Source organism: Christiangramia flava JLT2011 (assembly GCF_001951155.1).
GTDB classification, from domain to species: Bacteria; Bacteroidota; Bacteroidia; order Flavobacteriales; family Flavobacteriaceae; genus Christiangramia; species Christiangramia flava.
In genome coordinates this window covers 2,199,833-2,223,542 of record NZ_CP016359.1, presented here as the reverse complement: position 1 = coordinate 2,223,542, position 23,710 = coordinate 2,199,833, and the positions used below count along the sequence as shown (strand labels likewise).

15 protein-coding genes are annotated in these 23,710 nt (G+C 45.2%); all 15 read right to left on the bottom strand.

The window, feature by feature from the left end; all coding sequences use genetic code 11:
* Positions 1 to 22: 22 nt before the first annotated feature.
* Positions 23 to 2,170: a gliding motility protein RemB gene (locus GRFL_RS09735; RefSeq protein ID WP_083646060.1), complete on the bottom strand. Its 2,148-nt coding sequence runs from the start codon at positions 2,168 to 2,170 to the stop codon at positions 23 to 25.
* A gap of 117 nt (positions 2,171 to 2,287) precedes the next feature.
* Positions 2,288 to 3,010: an energy transducer TonB gene (locus GRFL_RS09730; protein ID WP_083644437.1), complete on the bottom strand. Its 723-nt coding sequence runs from the start codon at positions 3,008 to 3,010 to the stop codon at positions 2,288 to 2,290.
* A gap of 111 nt (positions 3,011 to 3,121) precedes the next feature.
* The gene (locus GRFL_RS09725) at positions 3,122 to 3,841 is read right to left on the bottom strand and encodes an energy transducer TonB (RefSeq protein ID WP_083644436.1); all 720 of its coding nucleotides are present in this window, start codon (positions 3,839 to 3,841) and stop codon (positions 3,122 to 3,124) included.
* A 22-nt stretch (positions 3,842 to 3,863) separates the two neighbouring features.
* Complete coding sequence (locus GRFL_RS09720; RefSeq protein WP_236995784.1) at positions 3,864 to 4,259, bottom strand: VanZ family protein; 396 nt, start codon at positions 4,257 to 4,259, stop codon at positions 3,864 to 3,866.
* Positions 4,249 to 4,629 (bottom strand): glycine cleavage system protein GcvH, encoded by a 381-nt coding sequence (gene gcvH / locus GRFL_RS09715; RefSeq protein WP_083644435.1) that lies wholly within the window; start codon positions 4,627 to 4,629, stop codon positions 4,249 to 4,251. The genes GRFL_RS09720 and gcvH overlap by 11 nt, the downstream gene beginning before the upstream one ends.
* A 60-nt stretch (positions 4,630 to 4,689) precedes the next feature.
* A complete protein-coding gene (gene sov, locus GRFL_RS09710; RefSeq protein ID WP_083644434.1) occupies positions 4,690 to 11,832 on the bottom strand; it encodes a T9SS outer membrane translocon Sov/SprA in 7,143 nt (2,380 codons plus the stop codon).
* Positions 11,833 to 11,858: 26 nt separating this feature from the next.
* Complete coding sequence (gene ruvA, locus GRFL_RS09705; RefSeq protein WP_083644433.1) at positions 11,859 to 12,443, bottom strand: Holliday junction branch migration protein RuvA; 585 nt, start codon at positions 12,441 to 12,443, stop codon at positions 11,859 to 11,861.
* 92 nt (positions 12,444 to 12,535) lie between these two features.
* Entirely contained in the window at positions 12,536 to 14,821 is a 2,286-nt protein-coding gene (locus GRFL_RS09700) for an NADP-dependent malic enzyme (protein WP_083644432.1), read from the bottom strand.
* 144 nt (positions 14,822 to 14,965) lie between these two features.
* Positions 14,966 to 15,868: a tRNA epoxyqueuosine(34) reductase QueG gene (gene queG, locus GRFL_RS09695; RefSeq protein ID WP_236995783.1), complete on the bottom strand. Its 903-nt coding sequence runs from the start codon at positions 15,866 to 15,868 to the stop codon at positions 14,966 to 14,968.
* Between the two features lie 123 nt (positions 15,869 to 15,991).
* On the bottom strand, positions 15,992 to 17,323 hold the full coding sequence (locus tag GRFL_RS09690; protein ID WP_083644430.1) for a cytochrome P450: 1,332 nt from the start codon (positions 17,321 to 17,323) through the stop codon (positions 15,992 to 15,994).
* Positions 17,324 to 17,330: 7 nt separating this feature from the next.
* Positions 17,331 to 18,359, bottom strand: a complete 1,029-nt coding sequence (gene ruvB / locus GRFL_RS09685) for a Holliday junction branch migration DNA helicase RuvB (RefSeq protein WP_083644429.1) — start codon at positions 18,357 to 18,359, stop codon at positions 17,331 to 17,333.
* Positions 18,360 to 18,492: 133 nt separating this feature from the next.
* Positions 18,493 to 20,322: a cytochrome c oxidase subunit I gene (locus tag GRFL_RS09680; RefSeq protein ID WP_083644428.1), complete on the bottom strand. Its 1,830-nt coding sequence runs from the start codon at positions 20,320 to 20,322 to the stop codon at positions 18,493 to 18,495.
* A 26-nt stretch (positions 20,323 to 20,348) separates the two neighbouring features.
* Positions 20,349 to 21,563 carry a cytochrome c oxidase subunit II gene (locus tag GRFL_RS09675; RefSeq protein WP_083644427.1) on the bottom strand — a complete coding sequence of 405 codons (1,215 nt, stop codon included), beginning with the start codon at positions 21,561 to 21,563 and terminating at the stop codon, positions 20,349 to 20,351.
* Between the two features lie 34 nt (positions 21,564 to 21,597).
* Complete coding sequence (locus GRFL_RS09670) at positions 21,598 to 23,001, bottom strand: quinol:cytochrome C oxidoreductase (RefSeq protein WP_083644426.1); 1,404 nt, start codon at positions 22,999 to 23,001, stop codon at positions 21,598 to 21,600.
* A 22-nt stretch (positions 23,002 to 23,023) separates the two neighbouring features.
* Complete coding sequence (locus GRFL_RS09665; protein ID WP_083644425.1) at positions 23,024 to 23,707, bottom strand: c-type cytochrome; 684 nt, start codon at positions 23,705 to 23,707, stop codon at positions 23,024 to 23,026.
* Positions 23,708 to 23,710 lie beyond the last annotated feature (3 nt).

Genomic DNA, 23,710 nt, shown 5'->3' with positions numbered 1-23,710 from the left:
TAATTTTCTGAAGGATTTTCTCCTAATAATCGAAGTACCAGTTGAAAATATCCGTCCGAACACCAAAATTCAGCCAGACGGTAGAATTATCAAAATGACTAACGGTATTTTGCAGCGTATTGAAATCGCGGTAAATTAACCTTCCGAAGAGTTTCAGATTGGTGGTGGGATTCACGATATAACCTGCTTCCAACGATCCAAAAATCGAATTCGTGGTATTTCCCTGACCTATCTTTACGCCGGTTTCCAGGGCACGCTCTTCTTCGGTCCTATATATATTCTGCCCGTAATTGGTATTGGATCCTTCATCCACAAAATCAAAACCACGCTTACCAATGATGAGCTTGGCATCACCGTACCAGCGATCCTTCCGGTATCTCGCGATCGCAATATACTCCCTGAAGTTCGCTCCCCACTGGTGTGCCATAGACTGGTTATTGTGACCATAATTCAGCACAATGCTATTATGGGAAAAAGTATAGGGTCGCACCTGGTTGTATTCTGCCTGCAGGAACAAATTTGGCACATCGAACGCTTTCGAATATTTCAGCCCCAACTGAAAGCCCAGCTTATTCTTCCAGCTGCCTTCCCCTCCAAAAACATCTACGGAGGAAAATTCATCGATCACCCATTGCCCGTAGGCATAAAGCTGATCGGTAAATTTGTATTTTCCGGTAAGGCCGATGATCGCATTTCCGCCGTCGGCGCCGGTAGAAAATTCAATGGCCCGGTAAAAAATCACCGGATTCAGGTAATTGATATCAAAACCACGACCGTTATCATTCTCCCACATGACCGACTCAAAGAAACCAATATTTAATCTCTTGGTCGCGTTCCAGCTCAGGTAATGATTCGCGATATATTTGGTTCGGTAAGAACCGCTATTCACCACGTCATCCCGAACGTCCCGCAAAGACATCCAGGTATTGGTATATTTCAATTTCCAGAAAGTGGTATTCAGCTTAAAAAAAGGGTAAGGAGAGGCATTGTCGCTCAATAACAACGAACGATAGCCATCCCCGATAAAATTCTTTCCGTGGCCAAACTGAATATTGATGAAATCCCCCGGCGAAAACGACAAATAGCCTTCCGCAACCGGGTAATCATACCCGTCGTTCATAAATTCCTTGGCAATACCACGACCGGGAACGATAGCAGGATCACCGCCAGCCGGACTTATAGACTCAGCATACCGGTTGTAATAACCGGCAAACCGCCCCTGGTTCTCGTAAACAACGGTGTAAAAATTCAGGTTCTTACCCAGGCCTCCCTGGATAATTGCCGCACGAGTATTGTTGTAGGTGAAATCAAATTCTTCATCTTCAAAATCCTTCCCGATTTCCAGGTCAAAACCGGCGTCGATCGTGAACCAGTAATCATCGGCTTGAAAGCGAATAAGGTGTTCATTCCATAATTTTCTACCGGCCAAGGTCGCGGTTGATCTCTGGAGTTTCCCTAATTCATCCTGAAAATCATAATACTTATTTACCTCGTTAAAAAGAAAGGGTTTGGAAGCGGAATGCGTGTTAAGGCCAATCTGATTAAAGGCCGCATCGAACCGACCATAAAATTCATGTGATAATGGAATATTGATCGAACTTTTATATCGCGGACTGGTAAATTCCCCGGAACGAATCTGGTCATATTCGTCCAGGCCTGTATCGCGAATGTCAGAAACAGGATTTTTAACTACTTCTTCTTCGGAAGAATCTGGTTCTTTTAACCTAATTTCATCCTCCCTCTTCACGGGATCCACGACACTGTTACGAGACAACGGAATTTGTATCGGCATTTTGAACTGCATATGGATTGGCCTGCCGTTATAAGTAGCCGGCTCGATAACCGGCAGCTGACCAAAGACCCGCTTCATTTCTTCTTTGAGCTCCTCATATGCTGCATCCTGATAAATCAGTTCGAATGCACCTTCTTCGGTAACTTCAAAAATAACGGTAAGCGTTCCATGATAATCTTCGGAAGCAACCTTTTCAGGAACCTGAAATGCGGATACCACCAGGTTGACAAGCGTTTGATCGAAGCATTGCTGCTGACTTTCATAAGCCGCGGTTTCACATTCAGGAAATTTCGGATAGATCTCAGAAAAATTAGTGGTTTCCTGAGCACTTAAGTATAAACCGGAAATGAGAAAAAGTAGTAGTAAAAAATGCTTCATATCCTCTGGGGCCTTTATTTCAAAGCGATCGTAATATACATTTTTTCTGAAAGCGAAGTAAGCGAAAATAAAAAATCCCGGCAAAACCGGGATTTGATAATATCATTATGGATGATCTTAGTCCTGAACTTTGAAAGCGATCGGCAAAGAGTACATTACCCCAACAGCTTTTCCTCGCTGCTTACCAGGCTTCATTTTAGGAAGGCTGTTGATCACTCGCGCAGCCTCCTGTTCCAGTCTTGGGTGGGGAGCACGAGCTCTTACCTGACCAATATTACCTTTCTCATCGATACGGAACTGCACGATTACACGGTTGATTCCCGTTAAACCAAGTTCTGCACCAAGATCAGTATCAAATTCTTTATTCACGTAATTCGAGATTTTCTCACTCATACATTTCTTACGCTCATTGTTGTTCGAAAATTTCTCACAACCAGGGAAGATCGGCACATCCTCAATAACCGCAAAAGGAACGTCTTCTACCTCTTCTTCTACCGGAGCTTCCACTACTTCTTCTACCTCAACGATCTCGTCCAGGTTAGTTTCAGTAGACTGGATCTCGTCTTCTTCCACTTCTTCCTCATCTTCAACAACTTCAATTACTTCAGGTGCTGGAGGTGGCGGTGGCGGTGGTGGAGGCGTATTCTGCATTTCAGTAATTGGCACATCCTCTTCATCTAGAGCGTCCATATTTACCTGTCCAATATCAATTTGGTCGGGATCGTACGTCTTCCACTCGATTGCCTGCCAAGTAATGAACAGTACAACGATAAGACCCAGCTGAAGGAAAAGAACACGGTTTTTGTTCAGATCAGCTTTAGGATTTTTCTTCGGTTCCATAATGCTTAGTATTATTAAGGGTTGCTAAAATAAAGATTTTTTCTAAAAAATTAAATTTATCACAAGAGAATAAGTAATTAATCATCACATCTCTCGTTAAGCGGATCATTTTCAGTCCTGAATCCGAAACCTGATCGGAATAGAATACTGTACCGGCACCGCTTTTCCTCCCTGCCTGCCGGGTTCCATTTTCGGCAATTTGTTGATCACCCGCCTGGCTTCTTCTTCCAGCCTGGGATGGGGAGCACGGGTCTTGATATCGGTAATTTTACCCTGGGTATCCACTGTGAACATAACCAGCACAAGATTCGTACCAGTAAGATTCAGGTCTTCACCTATCCCTGTGTTGAAATTTTTAGTCACAAAACTATTCACTTTATCATTGAGACAGGCTTTTCGCTTTTCATTTGAAGCCAAGGCATCGCAACCTGGGAAAAGCGGCACTTCTTCCACACCCAAGACATTGTAGATAATATCTTCCGGGTCGTCTGGATCTACGATGTCTATCACTTCCGAGATTTCATCAAACTCCAAATCAGTAGAAAGGGTCGCATCTTCTTTATCTAGCTCATCATCTTCGATAGGCTCGATCTTATCTATCAGCATTTTTGGAGGTGGCGGTGGTGGGGTAGTTTCTGGAGTAATAGTAGCAGGCGGGGTTTCTTCCATAATTATTTTCGGAGTAAGACCGGAAGTATCGGCTGGTTTGGCCACCGAAGTTTCCCATTCGATCGCCTGAAGGGTTAAGAAAAGAACAATAATGAGCCCTATTTGAAGGAATAGCACCCACCTCCGATTAAGGTCGGCTTTCGGGTTTTTCTTGGGTTTCATAATAAAGATTAGTTAATAAAGGTTATACGATCTTCTGTTTCCAGTTGATGATCTTCGGCGCCAGAACGATCAAAAACAGGGCAGCAATGGCAATTCCGGTAGAATTGGCGAGCACATCCCACCAATCAGGAGTCCGGTAACTGGTCATCGTTCCCTGAAGAACCTCAATTAACATACCAAAAAGAACACAGCCTAATCCAACCCACAGTAAATTAGACCGGTACGCTTCATTTTTTTCATTTCGGAAGATGAAGTAAGACTTCCACAAAAGCATCAAAAATAAATATGCTCCGGCGTGGAGCATTTTATCGGTAGGATTGAATCCGCCTATACTGATTTTTCCCAGGTGCGTTAAGGAAAGCCAGGTGATCAAACCAGTATAGGCAGCCGCAAGAATAAAAAAAATTCTAGCTACCAATTACTTCCTGATATTGTTCAGCAGTTAGTAATGAATCCACTTCAGAAGGGTCTGAAAGTTTTACTTTGATCATCCAGCCTTCACCGTAAGGATCATCGTTCACCTTCTCAGGCTCGTCTTCCAGGCTATCGTTAAACTCCACGATCTCACCGGAAACCGGCATAAAAAGGTCTGAAACGGTCTTCACGGCCTCAACCGTACCGAAAACCTCTTCTTTTTCGAGGGTGTCATCCAGGGTTTCTACCTCAACGTAGACGATATCGCCAAGCTCTCCCTGAGCAAAATCGGTCACACCAATGGTTGCGACATCACCTTCTACACGAACCCACTCGTGGTCTTTAGTGTACTTTAATTCTTGTGGAATGTTCATCGTTTCAAATTATATGAAGCAAAGTTAATTTTTTAGCTGAATTGTTCAAATAAGCCTGCGTTAATTTCCGAAATTATAGATAAGCGTAAAGCCAGAGCGAATCGTGGTTTGCGGGAAGGCCGTGGAAACAGCATATTTCGAGAAACTGTGATCGTAGTAGAAACGTGCGGTCAGGTTCCTGGTAAGTGCATAATCTGTCGTGAAATTGATGGCCCAGATGTCCTGCCCGGATATCGTCTGGTTATTCGAAAGATCCAGGTAGCGAACAATAGTCCTGTTCTTTCTATAGGAGACATCAGCCTTGAAATTCAGATCGCTGCTCAAAACCCTTCGGTTTCCGCCCAAATTTGTCACGATTTTCAGGTCTTTCAGCCTGTAACCCAAACCAAGAGTGTATTCATTTCCGGAGTATTCTGTCAATAAGTTATTGTCGAAACTGAAGGCCAGGGAGCGGTCTTTTTCCATCTGCGCCAGTATCTGGATGTTATCTTTGGTCTCAAAATCCACGCGTGCAAGCGGCGTGAATAATTCGGTCAGTACCACGTTAGAATACAGAATAGGGTTCTTGAAATCTCCCGCCTGGTTGCGCTCTTCGGTATTCTGCGGATCGTAATCCAGGTTCGTCTGGTACTGGTTCAGCGTATAATCTGATCGATACCCATGGTTGATCGAGAATCTTCTGAAATTGTCCCGGAACCATTTGATACGCATGAGCCCGGTATATTTAACATTCCAGTTTGGTAAAGGCGTGTTCCTGAAAGGTCCAAGCTTGATACTACCGGGATCTGCGCCGGTGTAGGCCGCAATAAATGCAGGAAGCAGCACCGCCTGGTTGCTTTTTCCAATCCCATCCGGGTAACCTTCCTCATCAACCTCGTTCGGGTCCAGGCCTCTTTCTGCAGCCAGTCTGCGAGCAATTTCCAGCCTGTTCTGCCGGAAGGTTTCAAAGGTTTCTGAAGAAATTTCCGTAGTTTGATTAAACGCGGTTTTGATCAAAATGGTGGAAATATTGAAATTCCCATAGGTATAAGGCGTTAAGGCCTGGTATTCCAGACTTACCGGGTCTATGCGGTAATTTTCTGAAAAATTCTCGGAATAATTTTTTCTGCCGGTCACTTCAATGGTCAAGTCTGGAAGCAGATCGATCGTGGCCTGTGCATCCAGCTGCTCATTTTCCACGGAAGTATACTGCTGGTTGAAATTCTGGAAAAGCGTAAGCCAGCCCCTTTCAGCGGCCATATACCTGATCTCGTCCTGGAAACCAAGCGTGAAACCAAAAGTAGGCCTGGTAGTGCCCATGAAACCAACGCTTGGCAAGTACCCAGGCAAAAAGATCCCGCGACTGTTTCGGTAATTCACCTGCAGGGTTTTTACCCCGGTAACGATCTTTACCAGGGTGTTGAAACCTTTGTTGGCATCAGATTTTGGAGCGACTTCAGGTTTCTGTTCCTGCTGCCGTTGTTGATCTGGTGGACCAATACTAGGAACTCCCCGGCTGCGTTCCTGGATACTGGTTCCAACCTTCTTTGGTTTTTTCTCCACCAGCCCCACATAATTGTACAAATCCTGCAAGTTCAAACTGGCATTGACCTGGTGAGAATTGGAATTCTGTACACTGTTCCCAATATTCGGGATATTTTCCAGCGTCTGGTATATCCTCGATCCACGCTGCCACTGGAAATCCCCGGTGTAAGAATACGTAGCCTTGATGAATTTTAAGGCTGGTATCTTCTGAAATGGCACTTCATAGTTTACCTGCAGCGTTTGATAATGAATATCAGGATTCCCAATATTGAAGAAATCATTCCAGATACCCACCGTATTGTCAGCAAAACCATCTTCATCAATATAGTTCCGGATGATGCGGTTATTGCTGGCGTTAAAAGAGAAACTCAGCGAACGTGTGAGGTTGTAATTCACCCCATACTGCCAGTCGAAAAGATAATTTCGCTGGTACAGCGTTGGGATACCGATATCGTTTGTGGAAAGCTCCAGCGAACGGAATTTCTGTTCATTGTACTGCCTGAAAATATTAGTACTGGCATTGATATTTGTAGGCAGATAATTGAAATTGAAATCCCTGAAGATCGCCAGGTAATCACTGCTGTCCAGAATGGCAATTTTGCGCAGAGGTTCGAGTTTCTTTTCCGGGAAACTATATTCGTAGGTTCCGCCTAATCTTACGCTTTGATCCACACTCTGTTCAATCTCAAAATCCCGATGTTCCACCTGGTTGTATGAGGAAGAGAACGTGAAATTTTCCACATCATAAGGCATTGGCTTTTTATCTCCGGTTCGTTCTTTTCGCAAGCCGATCACGTTCACGCTTTGTCGTTTCGTATACGACTGAGATTGCTTTTTAACGCGTTCCCTTTCGGTGTTATCTTCGATATTCGCCAGCCTGGTATCCAGTTCCACATCCAGGTATTCCTGGTCGTATTTAGGCGTGATCAGTTCTTCGCCCCTGGAATAATTCACCGGCACTTTAATCCCCCATTTCTTCGGAAGCAGTTGCCCCATATTCACGTTGGTCACAAAATCGTACTGCTGAAGATCCTCCCGACTACGCTGGTTTGGCCCCTGCTCGATACTACCGAAGCCTACGGTACTCCTTCTTCCGGTAGCTGAAACATTTGCAAAATCAGCCAGATTCCCGTCAACGCTCACCACCCCGGCCCAACCTCCTTCGTTCTTGAGATCAGAAAGTCGCAATTCATTGAACCAAACTTCCCCGCAAACGTCGGTTACCCCGTTGGTAGAAGTTCCGTTCTTCACGCCCAGCATCAGCAGCCTGATATTCCCAAAACTCGGATTCCCTTTTATACCCAATCGCAATTTCCCCATTTCGTAAGGTGCTTCGGCATCGATCTCCAGCAGGTCTTCAGTAAAGAAATTCAATTCCGTAGAGATCAGGGAAGGATCACCCAACACACTTGTTTTGACCTGCTGAAGCAGATCCAGGTCCAGGTTCAGGTTATTGATTTCAGGCCAGATCTCATCAGCCGTGCTTGCCCCAAATTGTGTTGGCGAAAGCGGAATTTCTATCTGGTAATAGTTATCGGTAAAATCAGTTCCCATACGAACAAAAGCTACCAATTGCCCATCTTTCAATGGCTGGCGATTTGGCAGCGATTCGGCATGCAGGAACATCTCCAGATTTTTGTACTGGCGCATGTCTACCTGGAAATTCTTGTAAACACCACGTGCATCCTGGGGCTGCAGATCACAGGTCGTCAAAGACAGGGACTGTTCGTTCTGCCGAATATTGGTGTTATTTTCATACAACTGCTCGCGGCGAACACCCGGAGGCAACACATAAGGAATAGGCTGGCGATTCTCATTTTCTTCTATGTTCACCGCCTTCACTTCAAATAAGGTATTCGGGTTTTCCTGTTGCCCGTCTTCTTCGATGAGGCTCTGCGTGTAGCGTCGGTAATCTCCACGAACCAGGTCCATCGTTCCAAATCTTAGCAGGATAGGGTTCTCAAAATCGGTCAAAAACATCCTGATAAACCTGATCGATCTAAAATCAGCAATTCCACCAATCGCATCGGTAGGTTCGAAAATCGGCACTTTGAACTGAATCCATCTCACCGGCAACTGCTGCCCATTTCGAAGGGTTGTGGTGATCTCTTTCACATCGGTGATATACCGGTTATTTTCGATATTCATCCCACGGAAGAATGGCACTTCGTAATCAAAATAACTATTGATGGTATTCATCGTATTATCGCGGTTAATATCTTCCGCCGTGGGAAGGGTGGTATTTCCACGATTGGTATCGGTTACGTCAGTTGGCGAGTTGCCCTGAGTCCCGTTATAATTGCGATAGCGCTGGAGGATGTTTCCTTCGGTATTCAGGAAATAGGTATAGTTATCAGCGGCAGGGTCTTCCAAAGAGCCAAAATTCGGAAACTGCACTGCTTCCTCCGTATCCAGCAACCCGTCATAACCGGCATCCTGGTTGACCCTCGCCTGCCCTTCCGTATCAAACGCATACACCAGGGACTGGTCTGCCGGGACCTGCCCGAAAGCCGTACTGATCACACTGGTATTATCCTCGCCTTCCGGAAGTCCGTTTTCATATTGTTTTCTGCCGTCTTTCAGCACATCTTCGGAAATATTTCCGAGGTTGAAGTGAATGGTTCCGGGCCCGTTCGAAGCATTTTCAGCATAAATATACGGGTCCATTACCCAGAACTGGATATACTCGACGTTAGATTGTTCAAAATTGGTGGTATTGATCGAACGCATGATCCCCCCGAAATTATCACGCGGATTGGGGATCGAATTGCTGCCGTTGGCCGACGGGTTGAAATTGTAGGGTCCACGTTCGGTAGGATCATAATTCACGTCCATCGTATAAACGACCTGAGGTTGCCCCTGCACTACATCGGTATTCGGGAAAATCTCGCTCAGGGCCACTCTTCTGGCCGCATAGGTGGAGATATCAGAATCTGAAATTCCCGCAGGCCTTCTATTGCTGTAAAAAATAGGGTCGATGGTATACCAGGAAAGTTTTCCACGTTTGTAACCCGCGGCAAGCTCCCCGTTGGCACGCTCTCCCCCGAAACCAATAGGCGCACTGGAAAGCTCCCAGCTCAACGGATTGTTAATATCTATACTGGTCTGTGCCGCCTCAAAATCATCAATATAAGTTGTTGCCTTTCCGTCAAAATCACTCAGGTTGGGCTGTCCGGGCAGTAAATACGCAAATTCCCCACGCACGGAAACGTTCGATTGCACATCGGTATCGATATTAGGCAGTTTATTGACCAGCCTGGTCAAAAATGGAACTTCTGTACTGTAATTCAGGTTGAAACCAAGAATGGTATTATTGATCGGCTCGTAACTGTAATTCGCCTTTTGAGTTAAGGGCCGCTCCTTCAGGTTGATAAAAGTACCGCCAATCAGGAAATTTTCATTGAACTGATGCTCCACATTGATCCCGGTAAAACGTTTGGTTTGCTGGCCGAACAGCGCATTGTTCTCCGTATTGACCTGGATCGGGATATCGGAAGCCAGCAAGGCTTCGTCCAGGATCTGGACACGGCCCAGCTCATAATTTACCACGTAATCCACGCCTTCCTGGAGCACACGACCACCGGCAGTCACGGTGACTGATCCTGGGGGCAGGTTAAAACCGATTGGAATCCCCTCCACTTCAGCTGATTTGTACCGGCCTTTTAACTGAAATTTGTTCTTATCAGCATCCAGCTGTTCCGCCTGGGTTTTGGTGGTTTCATACATGGAACGGAACACGTACTTCTGCTGGTTCTGGTTCCAGGTTTCCGGAATATCATAATCTTCGGTTCCGCCGTTCGGGTTGTCATCCAGCTTCTGAAAGAGCCAGCTTCCGAAGGGTTCCACCGTGGTAAAGATCACATTTCCATTCTGTGGATCGATCGTTATCTGCGGAACGTAATCAAAGAAACCATCCCCTCCCTTGATCGGGTCATTGTTCGTATTCAGCTGGTCTAACCTGAAAACGCGTAAAAGCGGAGTATCAGCCACATCAGCTGGCAGGGTCGTTCCCTCAGCGGGCTTGATATAATTCAGCGGTTGCGGATCGGTATAGAGAATATTCATTCGGAAATCTTCCCGCTCCAACTGGTAGGCCCCAAGACTGTAAATGTTTTTCATCATCAGGTCCCAAACCGGCTCGTTCACATTAGTAATTGTACTTTTCAGCAATTTCACCACGAGGTTCTGGTTAGCCCGCGGATTGGTACCCTGCTGCGGTTCCTCCTGATCTGTGGTACTGGTGGAATTTACACCATCATTGGCAAATTCTCCCACCTGGTATACCTCGCCATTAATCGTATACTGAAAGGCTACCGCCAACACCTCGTCGTTGCTCAGGCGCTGGTTCAGGGAAATATATCCTAGCTGAGAATTGACCGTATATTCGTTTGGTTTCAGCTGCCTGGCATTTTCCAGCTTCACATAATCGGTCCCTTCGGAAACCGTCACCCCGCCAAAGCCATTATCAACCGTAGCGATATCGCGAATTGCCGGTGTAAGCACCGATTCCCCCACGCCGGTAATCCCGAAGGGGTTGAAATCGTTGTTCGGGTTGTCAGGGAACGAACCGGCAGGCTGATTAAAGAATCCGCCGGGAACGGTAGCGAGCCCGATATTCCCCGGAACATCGGTTTCCCCAAGATCCTGGATCGCCACAATATTGCGGGTATCGGTTAAGTTTTGAATATTATTGGTCCTGTTCGTGATCCATACCTGGATACGCTTGATCTGGATATTAGAATCGATGAACGGGTAATCCTGCAGCGCTCCGTCATAATGATCACGGAAGTAATGCGCGAGGAAGAAGTGGCGATCCTGGTCATAATCCAGGATGAATTTTTCAAAATCTTCTACAGTGGCGCCGCCTTCCACGTTCACTGTTCTTCTTTCCGATTTTTGTTCTGAAAAGACTCCAGTCACGGTCGTTTTTCCAAACTGAAGCTGGGTCTTGAAACCAAAGAGACTTTGCGCTCCCTGAATCAGGGCGTTGTTCAGTGGCATGTTCACGTTACCCACCTCGATCTTCTGAACGATATCATCCTCATTGGGAGTGTATTCCAGTTTGAGCTGGTTCTGAAAATCGAAGGTTGATTCGGTATCGTAATTGGCAGTAACCTGAAGCCTTTCCCCGATCTGGCCCAACAGGCTTAAACTGATGCGCTGGTCAAAATCAAAAGACAGATTGCGACGGTTCCGGGGTGAAAAAGCGGGATTATCCTGCTTGGTATAGAGCAGGCCCAGATCCATTTCAACTGAACCCTGTGGCACAATATTGATCTCGCTTCCACCGAAAATACTTTCAAAGAAATTGTTGTTCACGTAAAAGTCGGGCAACAAATCCCGCTGAATATCTTCCGAACCTTCTTTTCTTCCGGTGAGTGCATCGTTCTTCAATTTAAAATAATTACGCATCTCCTGGTCAAGCACCATTTCTTCGTATTCTTCCGGAGTGAGCACCAAAGGCAGACCCAGATTCATCGAGCCGAGTTTCTCCTTAAAGAAATAACGGTCCAGGATAGGGTCATATTCATAAAAAGATTCTATGCTTTCGGGATCGGGAAGGGACAATTCGCCCAGGACAAAACCGGTCTTGGTGGAATCCTGCGAAGTTTCCTGCGCCGCAGCGTCCATGCAATAAACCAGTAATATCAGGAAAGTCAGCCTTACCGGCAAAGACATTTTCAGGTAATTGTTCCTCAATGTATTTACAGCTTTTTAAGAGCCAGTTTTATAATCGATTCTACGGATGAGTCAGGATCGTCGTTCAAAATCTTATCTACTACTTTCCCTGCCTGGCGACGGTTGTATCCCAAGACCTCTAATGCTGATAACGCTTCTTCCTTGTTTGTATTGCTTTGCGAGACTAAAACTTCATCACCTTCAGCCATCACTTTCAGAACTTTATCTTTGAGATCGAGAATTACGCGCTGAGCTGTTTTGGCTCCAATACCTTTCACGCTCTGGATGGTCACGACATCTCCATGGGCGATAGCGGTGGTTACCTCGCGTGGCTGCAGCGATGACAACATGGTCCTGGCCGTACTGGTTCCAACTCCGGAAACCGAAATTAGCAATTTAAAGATCTCCCTTTCAGATTTCTCCATGAAACCATAAAGGGTGTGCGAATCTTCCTTGACCTGTAAATAGGTATATAAACTAATAGCTTCTGAATTTGCCAGCAGCGAATAGGTATGAAGGGAAATATTGACCGTGTAGCCTACACCATTACAGTCTATTACTACATAAGTTGGGTTTTTCTCAATCAATTGCCCCTTTAAGTGATGAATCATGAAAAAGACTTAGGTTAGCACTCAAATGTAGTAAAATAAACTAAAGGCAGAAATTGTAATTCCCGCCTTCAGCTACTATAGTTTGAAAAACCTTATTTTTTGGCTCTTTTTTCCTTCTCCTGAGCATCCACTACTGCCACGGCAGCCATGTTCACCATTTCTTCCACGCTGGCTCCAAGCTGAAGTACGTGCACTGGTTTTTTCATCCCCATCATAATGGGACCAATGGAATCGACATTATTCAGTTCCTTGATAAGTTTGTAGGTGCTGTTCGCAGAATCCAGGTCTGGATAGATCAATGTATTCACCTTTTTACCAGCTAGTTTCGAAAATGGAAACTTACTCTGAAGCATCTCGCGGTTGAGCGCAAAATCTGTTTGCAATTCCCCGTCTACGCTAAGATCAGGATGAAAACGGTGCAAATAGGAGACCGCATCTTTTACCTTTTTCGCACGCGGATCTTTAGACGAGCCGAAGTTCGCATACGAGATCATGGCAATGACCGGCTCCATTCCGAATAACTGAACGGTACGTGCCGTCATTTGGGCAATTTTTGCCAGGTCTTTGGCAGGTGGATCAATATTAATCGAAGTGTCACTGATGAAAATAGGTCCTCTGGAAGTATTCATCACGTTGGTAGCAGCTACCCGTGAAACGCCTTTGGCCATCCCGATCAATTCCAGCATCGGCTTTACAACGGTAGGATAGGCTCTTGAATAACCTGAGAGCAGCGCATCTGCATCGCCCTCGTTAACCATCATCGCGGCGAAATAGTTTCGTTCGCGCATCAGTTTTTCCGCATCGTATTTGGTCACGCCGTTACGATGCCTGTTTTCCCAATATTTTTGAGCGTACCGGTCGAGTTGTTCCTGGGCTTCGTCAGATTTTGGATCGATAATGGCCACATCCGCATCAAAATCGATCTCGTTCATCAATTCCTTGATGATCTCATGTCTTCCCAGTAAAATTGGAATCCCAATTCCTTCATCATTTACGATTTGAGCCGCTTTCAGGACATCCAGGTGATCCGCTTCAGCAAAAACAATCCTTTTAGGATTGGTCTTCGCGCGGTTCATCAACAGCCTGGTGATCTTGTTGTCGCTACCCATTCGCTCCAATAACTCATCTTCATACTTCTGCCAGTCGGTAATTTCCTGTCTGGCCACACCGCTCTCCATGGCCGCTTTTGCCACGGCAGGCGGCACTTTGGCGATGAGTCGGGGATCGAATGGTTTCGGAATAATATATTCCGGTCCAAAATTCAGCCGGGTTTCGCCGTAGGCAATATTGACCTGCTCCGGCACGGCTTCTTTAGCCAGTTCAGCCAAGGCTTTGACCGCGGCCATTTTCATATCCTCATTGATCTTGGTGGCACGAACATCCAGTGCTCCCCTGAAAATGAACGGGAAACCGAGCACATTATTCACCTGGTTAGGATGATCACTACGACCGGTCGCCATGATCACATCTTTTCGGGTTTTCATCGCCAGTTCATAATCGATCTCCGGGTTGGGATTGGCCATTGCGAACACGATTGGCCTTTTCGCCATACTTTTCAGCATTTCAGGCGTCACAATATCAGCAATGGAAAGACCGATAAACACATCGGCATCCTTCATGGCTTCGGCAAGAGTATCTATTTTTCTGGAAGTCGCAAATTCTTTCTTTTCTTCGGAAAGGTTTTCGCGGTCTTTCCGGATAACCCCTTTACTGTCCAGCATGACAATATTTTCAGCTTTCGCTCCGAAGGCTTTATAGAGTTTCGTACAGGAGACCGCAGCAGCACCAGCACCACTTACCACGATCTTTACTTTTCCCATTTTCTTTTTAGCGAGCTCCACCGCATTGAGCAAAGCGGCAGCAGAAATGATCGCCGTACCATGCTGGTCGTCATGCATGACCGGGATATCCAGTTCTGCTTTCAAACGTTGTTCTATTTCAAAGGCTTCGGGCGCCTTGATATCCTCCAGGTTGATCCCGCCGAAAGTGGGCGCGATATTTTTGACCGTTTCAATGAATTTATCTACGTCTTTTGTATCTACCTCGATGTCAAAGACGTCAATATCAGCAAAGATCTTAAACAGCAGGCCTTTTCCTTCCATCACCGGCTTGGAGGCTTCCGGACCAATATCACCCAGACCCAGCACAGCTGTTCCGTTGGAGATTACAGCTACCAGGTTCCCTTTGGTGGTATATTTATAGGCATTCTCTTTATCTTTTTCGATCTCCAGGCAGGGCTCGGCCACACCGGGCGAATAAGCCAGGGAAAGATCACGCTGAGTCGCGTATTTTTTAGTTGGTACAACTTCAATTTTTCCCGGTTTCGGCTTGGCGTGATAAACCAGGGCCTCTCTTCGCTTTCTGGAAGAATTACTCATAGTTCTAATTTTAGAGGAGAAACAAAGTTAAGAAGCTTCCTATTCTAATTGAAAATTTTTGATATAAAAGATTTTAGCCGACTTTGATACAAAATAAACCTGTTTTGAAAACTGGCATTTTCTATGCGCAATACCTATCGCGGGCTAAGTACGTTTTTTCAAAAATTCCATATTGCGCCTCAAACCTTCAAATTTGGTTCTTTTGACAGCCGACTTCCGGAAAATCTCATTAAATGTCTCGCGAGTGATCTCTTCCCAGTCTTTTTTATCGTACTCCAGAATCGCAGGGTGAGGATCAAATAAAGGTTCCCGATGGGCTTTTGAAAATCGGTTCCACGGGCAAACATCCTGGCAAACGTCGCAACCGAACATCCAGTCATCAAACTGCCCAGCCATGGAATATGGGATTTCGTCTTTCAGTTCAATGGTGAAATAGGAAATGCATTTGCTCCCGTCTACTTTATAAGGTTCCACAATGGCGTTGGTTGGGCAGGCGTCGATACAGGCGGTACAACTTCCGCAGTGATCGGTAACCGCCGTATCATATTCCAGATCAAGATCAACGATCAGTTCGGCTATAAAATAAAAAGAGCCTGTTTTTTTAGATAATAAGTTGGAATGTTTTCCAATCCAGCCGAGACCGCTTTTCGCTGCCCAGGCTTTATCCAGAACTGGTGCGGAATCGACAAAGGCGCGGCCATGAAAATCCCCAATTTGCTCCTGAAGACCGCTTAATAATTGCTTCAGTTTATCCTTGATCACAAAATGATAATCCCGGCCGTAAGCGTATTTACTGATCTTATACGAATCTTGATTCTGAAGTTCTGAAGGATAATAATTCAGGAGAAGAGAAATGACACTTTTGGAGCCTGGCACCAGTTTCGTGGGATCAAGACGTTTATCGAAATAATTTTCCATATAACGCATTTCACCATGCATATTCTGCTCCAGCCAGCTTTCCAGCCTCGGTGCTTCCTCTTCCAGAAATTCGGCTTTACTGATACCACAAGACAAAAATCCGAGACGTTTGGCTTCAGATTTTATCAATTCGGAATATTTTGAAGACAGGCCGTTCAAATTTCAAATTTGCTGCCAATTTATGAAAAATTGACCCGTAACAGGGATTTGAAGAACCTGATTTGAGTAAAAGAAGGTACTTCGGAAAATAATTTAGCTTCGCTGTTCGAACTTCAGAATAGCATTTTTCGGCTTTAAGGTGATCAAGGGTTTTATGTCAATTTGAGGCTTTACTGGCTTAATCTTGTATTTTGAAATGATCTCCAGAACCGCCAGGATCATCTCAAACATTGCAAAATTATTACCGATACATTTTCGCGGCCCGGCACCGAAAGGAAAATACTGGGAACTATATTTCATGCTGTTTCCCCCAAAACGTTCCGGTTTGAAATCATCCGGATCTTCCCAGAAATCAGGATGGCGATGCATTTCATAAATCGACAAGAGCAAATTCGATCCTTTCTCAAATTTCATATTCTGAAATTCATCCTTTTCTATATTTACCCTATCAATGAAATATGCCGGGGGATACAAACGCATCGATTCTTCGATGACCATTTGAGTCGAGGGAGTTTGAGTGACCAAACTCATTAAGTCATTTTCTGAAGAAAGCTTGGCGTATTCTGCAAAAATTTTGTCCTGCCATTCGGGATGATGAGCCAGCAGCTGCGCAATAAAGCTCAACGCGTTGGAAGTGGTTTCATGACCGGCAGTAAAAAGGATCAGGATCTCATCTATAAGCTGTTCTTCATCCATAAAATTGCCATCCTCATAGCGCGCATCCAGCAACATATCCAGCAAATCATCATATTTTTTACCCGATTCCCGCCGATCATGTACGATCTTTTTCAGAATTTCACGCGATTCCCTGGTCAGGGCCAGGTAAGATTCCAGTTTTCCGCTTAGCTTGAAATACCAGCCGAGATAGGGTTGCCGTAATTCGCGAACCAGCATTTTCTGTGCTTCCTCTGTAATAAACTGCAGCCTGTTGATCTCTTCCTTGGAGGCCGCATCTTTAAAAAGGGATTTCACGACTGTTTGAAACGCCAGATCATTGAAAATTGGAAAAATATCGATCGATTTTTCCGGTTCGATCCGCCTTAATTCCTGCTGAATGGCTCGCTGAACCGAATCCAGCAATTGAGCGAGCTGCTTTTTATGAAAGGCAGGCTGGATCAATTTTCGTTGTCGTTTCCAGTGATCACCTTCGGCAGTGAGCAACCCACGACCAATATATTTTGCCAGGTCTTTGGTCTGAATCTCGGTTTTGGAATAATTCTTCTGATTTTTCTGAAGCACATATTCCGCTAGTGCCGGATCGCGGCTAAAAATGACCGATTTCCCGGGACCGATGTTCAGCCGAAACGTATCGCCTTTCTGCTCAAAATTCTGATGATGAAATGGCAGCGGATTCTTCAGAATTTCCAAAGAATGTTTCAGAAACCGAAAAAGAGATACTTCAGGAATATGGTCGTTTTTACCCATTTTGAGCTTATTGGTCAAAGAGTCCGCCCTGAGGACCACCTTTGATCCTTCCGAGGTGTTTGTAGGCCGCTTCCGTGACTTCCCGTCCACGCGGAGTGCGGTAAATGAACCCCTGCTGAATCAAGAATGGTTCATAAACTTCTTCGATCGTTTCGGCACTTTCGCTAACAGCCGTAGCCAGTGTGGTGATACCAACCGGTCCTCCTTTAAATTTATCGATAATGGTCGCCAGAATTTTATTATCCATTTCATCAAGCCCATGTGCATCAACATTCAGCGCTTTCAAACCATAGCGGGCGATCTCCAGGTCGATCCTTCCATTACCTTTGATCTGTGCAAAATCACGTACGCGACGCAGGAGTGCGTTAGCAATTCGGGGTGTTCCCCTGCTCCTACCGGCAATTTCAATAGCCGCGTCCAGGTTAATCGGAACTTTTAAAATTTCGGCGCTTCTTTCAACGATCCCTGAAAGCAGTTCTGTAGTATAATATTGTAACCGGCTAGAAATACCAAAGCGTGCCCTCATTGGCGCTGTTAATAGTCCTGAGCGCGTCGTCGCTCCAATCAGCGTAAACGGATTCAGATTGATCTGCACCGTACGTGCATTGGGACCAGTTTCCAGCATGATATCGATGCGATAATCTTCCATAGCTGAATACAGGTATTCTTCCACGATCGGGCTCAGCCTGTGAATCTCATCGATAAATAAAATATCTCTTTCGTCCAGATTGGTGAGCAACCCTGCCAAATCGCCAGGCTTGTCCAGAACAGGCCCGGAAGTAACCTTAATACCTACGTTCAGTTCATTGGCCAGGATATGAGCAAGCGTGGTTTTTCCCAATCCGGGAGGGCCATGAAACAAGGTATGATCAAGCGCATCGCCACGCATATTGGCCGCCTGTACAAAAACCTGAAGATTTTCCAGGACCTGTTCCTGGCCGGCAAAATCTTCGAAACTCAGCGGACGTAAAGCTCTTTCAATATCAAATTCTTCCGATGAAAAATTCTCTCCGCTTGGATCGAGGTTTTCGTTCATAAATACCAGATTAGTTCGTTTGAATATATGGAATTCGTATCAAATTCCGAAGAAATAGCAATGACTCAAAGATAATTAAAAAAGCCTCTCCGGTTTCCCGGAAAGGCTCTGATGTTTATTGAAGTAATCAATTTTAGTGATTTAGCTCTTCTTCGTTTTCCTGAAGCGGCACCGTTTGTGGCACAAAATCCTGACCCTGGATCACGTACTCACCGTTTTCCAGTTGTTTGGAATAGTCATAAGGCCAGCGATAAACTGAAGGAATTGCTCCAGGCCAGTTTCCGTGGATGTGCTCCACCGGAGTGGTCCATTCCAGGGTGTTCGATTTCCATGGATTCTGCGTTGCTTTCTTTCCGAAGAACATGGAGTGGAAAAAGTTGTAAATGAATACCAATTGTACCAATGCCGTGATGATGGCTGAAACAGTAATGATCGTATTCACATCAGCGAAATCCTCAAAATAAGGGAACGCTGTATTGGTATAATATCGTCTTGGAAGGCCTGCGATACCTATGAAATGCATTGGGAAAAATACCCCGTAAGCTCCTACTGCAGTCACCCAGAAGTGTATGTAACCAAGGTTCTTGTTCATCATTCTTCCCCACATTTTTGGGAACCAGTGATAAACCCCGGCAAACAATCCGTACAACGCGGAAATACCCATTACCAGGTGGAAGTGAGCCACCACGAAATACGTATCGTGAACGTTGATATCTAAGGTAGAATCTCCCAGGATGATACCTGTAAGACCACCAGTGATGAAAGTAGAAACCAAACCGATTGAAAACAGCATGGCCGGGTTCATCTGCAGGTTACCTTTCCATAAAGTGGTGATATAGTTAAATGCTTTTACCGCGGAAGGAATTGCGATCAACAAAGTGGTAAAGGTAAATACCGAACCAAGGAACGGGTTCATACCAGAGACGAACATATGGTGTCCCCAAACGATTGTTGAAAGGAATGCGATCGCCAGGATCGACGCCACCATCGCACGGTAACCGAAGATCGGTTTACGCGAGTTGGTAGCAATAATTTCTGAAGTGATCCCTAGTGCCGGAAGCAATACGATGTATACTTCAGGGTGACCAAGGAACCAGAAAAGGTGTTCAAAAAGAACCGGTGAACCACCCTGGTGACTTAATACTTCTCCCTGGATGAAGATATCACTAAGGAAGAACGATGTTCCGAAGCTACGATCCATGATCAGCAACAAAGCTGCAGAAAGAAGTACCGGGAATGAAACCACACCGATAATGGCTGTTACAAAGAATGCCCAGATCGTAAGCGGAAGTCTGGTCATAGACATTCCCTTCGTTCTAAGATTCAATACAGTTACGATATAGTTCAAAGAACCAAGAAGCGAAGAAGCAATGAAAATGGCCATAGAAACCAACCAAAGCGTCATCCCTGTTCCGGAACCGCTAACCGCTTGCGGCAGCGCACTTAAAGGAGGATAGATCGTCCAACCAGCCATTGCAGGTCCCGATTCTACGAAAAGGGAGCTAACCATGATCACACTCGATAGAAAGAACAACCAGTATGAAACCATGTTCAGGAATCCTGAGGCCATATCACGTGCACCGATCTGCAACGGAATAAGCAGGTTACTAAACGTACCACTCAAGCCCGCCGTTAATACGAAGAATACCATAATAGTACCGTGAATCGTTACCAGTGCCAGGTAAATACTTGGAGACATCACACCATCTGGAGCCCATTTTTCACCTAATAAGACTTTAAATATCCAGAAAGACTGTTCCGGCCAGGCCAGCTGGATACGGAATAGAATAGACATCGCGATCCCGATAATACCCATGATCAAACCGGTGATCAGGTATTGCTTAGAGATCATCTTATGATCTGTACTAAAGATATACTTGGTTATAAAAGTCTCTTTGTGATGATGATGTCCGTGATCGTCGTGGTGATCGTGTGCCGGTGCTGCGTTTGCAATTGCTGACATATCTCTAATTCTTTATCTTAATTTTTTTAATTTTCTTCTACAACAGCCACAGTAGTCTCTTCCTGAGTCCCTTCAGCTGATTCTCCGTTTTCGCTTCCATTTTCTCCTGCAGGAGCTTCGCCAGCTTCATCAGCCGGTTTTGGATCTTCGCTTGCAGCGTCTTCAGTTCCAGACTGGTTTTGCCCTTCCATAGTAGAAGCAAAAGTTGGCTGTTCGTCTAACCAGGCCTGGTAGTCTTCTTCAGACTCTACAACGATCTTCATCTGCATGTTGTAGTGACCCTGGCCGCAAATTTTGTTACACAGCAGGAAATATTCAAACTCGTAAGAATCTTTTGCCGGTTCTCCCTGCGCAGCCAATTCTTTGTTCTGTTCATTGATCAGATCGTTGACAGACTTCACCTTTTCCTGCATGTACTTGCTGGAACGCATCTCGTCTGAAGTCATGGTTGGAGTGAAACTGAATTGGGTGATCATTCCCGGAACCACGTTCATCTGTGCCCGGAAAAATGGGAAATAAGCGGAATGCAGAACATCCTGAGAGCGGAACTTGAAAAGGACCGGTCTATTCACCGGAAGGTGTAATTCGGTAGTGATCTTATCATCATCTCCGTAAGAATCAGATTCATCAACACCTAACTGATTCACTCCTTCAATAAAACGAACGTTGGCTTTTCCAAGCGTGTTATCTTCCCCAGAATATCTGGCTCGCCATGCAAACTGATAGGCGTAAATTTCCACAACCATCGGGTCTTCATCTTCATTCACATTCATGATGTCACTCCAGGTGAACAATCCGTAGATGATCAAACCAGCCAGAACAATCACCGGGATGATGGTCCAGATGAATTCCAATTTATCATTATCAGCATAAAAAAGTGCTCGGTTGTTCTTATTTCCTTTGTATTTAAAGGCAAAAATATGCAACAATCCCTGGGTTATGATCTGTACCACCATGATCAAGGCGATAGAAACAAACATCAGGGTATCATATTGTGACCCATGCTCAGAAGCTGCTTCCGGAAGGTAGAACTTTCCGTAGTTCCAGAAACAGAAGATGGTAAGGATATAAAGGAAAATTACAAATCCCAGCATCAGTTTACCATTCATGCGGTTGTCACTATCATTGGCAACCTGGGAAGTATCGGCATCTGGTTTTTTAGATAGCTGAACGATCTTGGAGATCTGCCAACCTGTTACTGCCAGAAGTGCTAGAACTATGATTACTAAAAATACGGTCATTTTATAAATTCTTCTTTAAACAATCAGTCTTTTATTAATAATGATAATGTTCACTCTCTTTCAGGAACGGGTTACCTTTAGGATACAGGTTGATCTTGCTCAACCCGCTGCCTACTACCAGAACGAATAGCCCAAGGAAGAACAGCAGCCCTCCAATTTCAGCAGGCCCTATACTCCAGTTTGGTCCAACCGTTGAAGGAGTTACCAGTAGGAAAATATCAATATAATGCCCTGTAAGAATTACCAATCCGGCCAATACGATAAAGATCGGCACACGTTTGTAATCGCTGTTCATCAAAAGCAGGATCGGGAACACAAAGTTCAGGATCAGCATTCCGAAGAAGAACAGGTTGTAATTTTCAATTCTCATGATGAAGTATGTAACCTCTTCCGGAATGTTTGCATACCAGATCAGCATGAACTGCCCGAACCACAGGTACGTCCAGAATACACTAAAGGCAAACATGAACTTTGCCAGATCGTGCAGGTGGCTGTCGTTCACGAACGGCAGGTATCCAGCTCTTCTCAGGAAGACCGTCACGATCGCGATCACGGTGATCGCAGATACGAACATACTTGCAAAGATATACCATGCGAAAAGGGTGCTATACCAGTGTGGATCCATACTCATGAACCAGTCCCAGGCCATCATTGATTCTGAAAGAATGAAGAAGATCAGGAAGAAAACAGCTGCCTTGAAACTTTTTCTGTAAGGCCTGTAATCTTTCCCGGTAACCTCTGCCTGCTCGCTTGAGAATTTCAAAGCGAAATATCGGTATAGGTTCCATCCTATAAGATAAAGGATCCCTCTAATCAGGAAGAACGGGAAGTTCAGGTATCCTGATTTTGCCTGTAGGATCTTATCTTCTGAAACTAGCTCTTCATTTTGCCAGGGATAGAAATGCGTTCCTGCGAAAATAACGATCAGGAATACAATGATCGATCCGGGTAGTAAGTAAGAGGTGATTCCTTCTAAAACTTTAAATAATACGGGTGACCAACCGGCCTGAGCTGCATACTGAATCGCATAGAACACCATGGCTCCAAGGGCGATCATAAAGAAAAAGAATGCAGCCACATAGATTGCAGACCAGGGTTTGGTTTGCAGCTGGTGTAGCAAATGCTCATAATGTGCATCTCCATGCTCACCTCCGTGTGCCGCTTCCCCGTGGGCTTCCTCGCCATGTTCTTCCGAAGCTGTTTCGTGGGATGCTTCAGCATGACCAGCAGCATTCATTTCAGCGTCTTCCATGTGCGCGGTTTCACCACCTTCTTCATGAGTAGCTTCAGCTCCATGATGGGCTTCCTGTTCAGCCATCATTTGCTTTACATCATCAATATTATCTGGTGCAGCCATGAATCCCCATACAATGCCAATAACACCTACAACCATTAAGATGATTGCACTTAACTTTAATTTGCTTGAAAACGTATACATACTAACAGATAGATATTATTGCTTATTCTTGACTTGCGGTTTCTGCACTGGCCATGTCTACTGATGTAGAGTCCTGACCGGCTTTCACCTTTGGAAACAAGGCTTCCTTATTAGTCATATTGGTTTTTTCAAAAGGTCTTTCTGCCTGACCGTCCAGCTGAGCTTTCAGGCTCATCACGTAGTAGTCAATTTGCCAACGCTCTTCTTCATTGGTCTGCACGGCATAAGAACCCATATTGTTGATCCCGTAATACATCACGTGATATACATCCCCTTCGGTGATGGCACGTCCAGCATCGTTATATGCCGGAACCCCCAGGATCTTCTCTCTCTGAACCAGGATCCCTTTTCCGTCTCCCTTGTCACCATGACAAACTGCACAGTAAATGGTATACAAAGCTTTCCCCTTGTTCAGGTTATCCTCGGTATACGGAAGTGGGTTTTGAAGATTTGCCTTGGCATCAGCTTTCCCTTCAGGAGTGTTTGGATACTCATAAGGCATCCAGCCTCTTGGAACTGAACCATCTACAGGAAGTTTTGCTTCCTGCTCGTTCTGAAAGATCGGGTATGCTCCGTAAGCCTCGTAAGGTACCGGCTCATACATATCCGGGAAATATTGATAATTTGGTTCATCCTTACCTGCACAGGAAACCAGCAGGCCTGCAAGGACAACAGCAAATATGGATTTATTGAACAAACTAGTCATTAG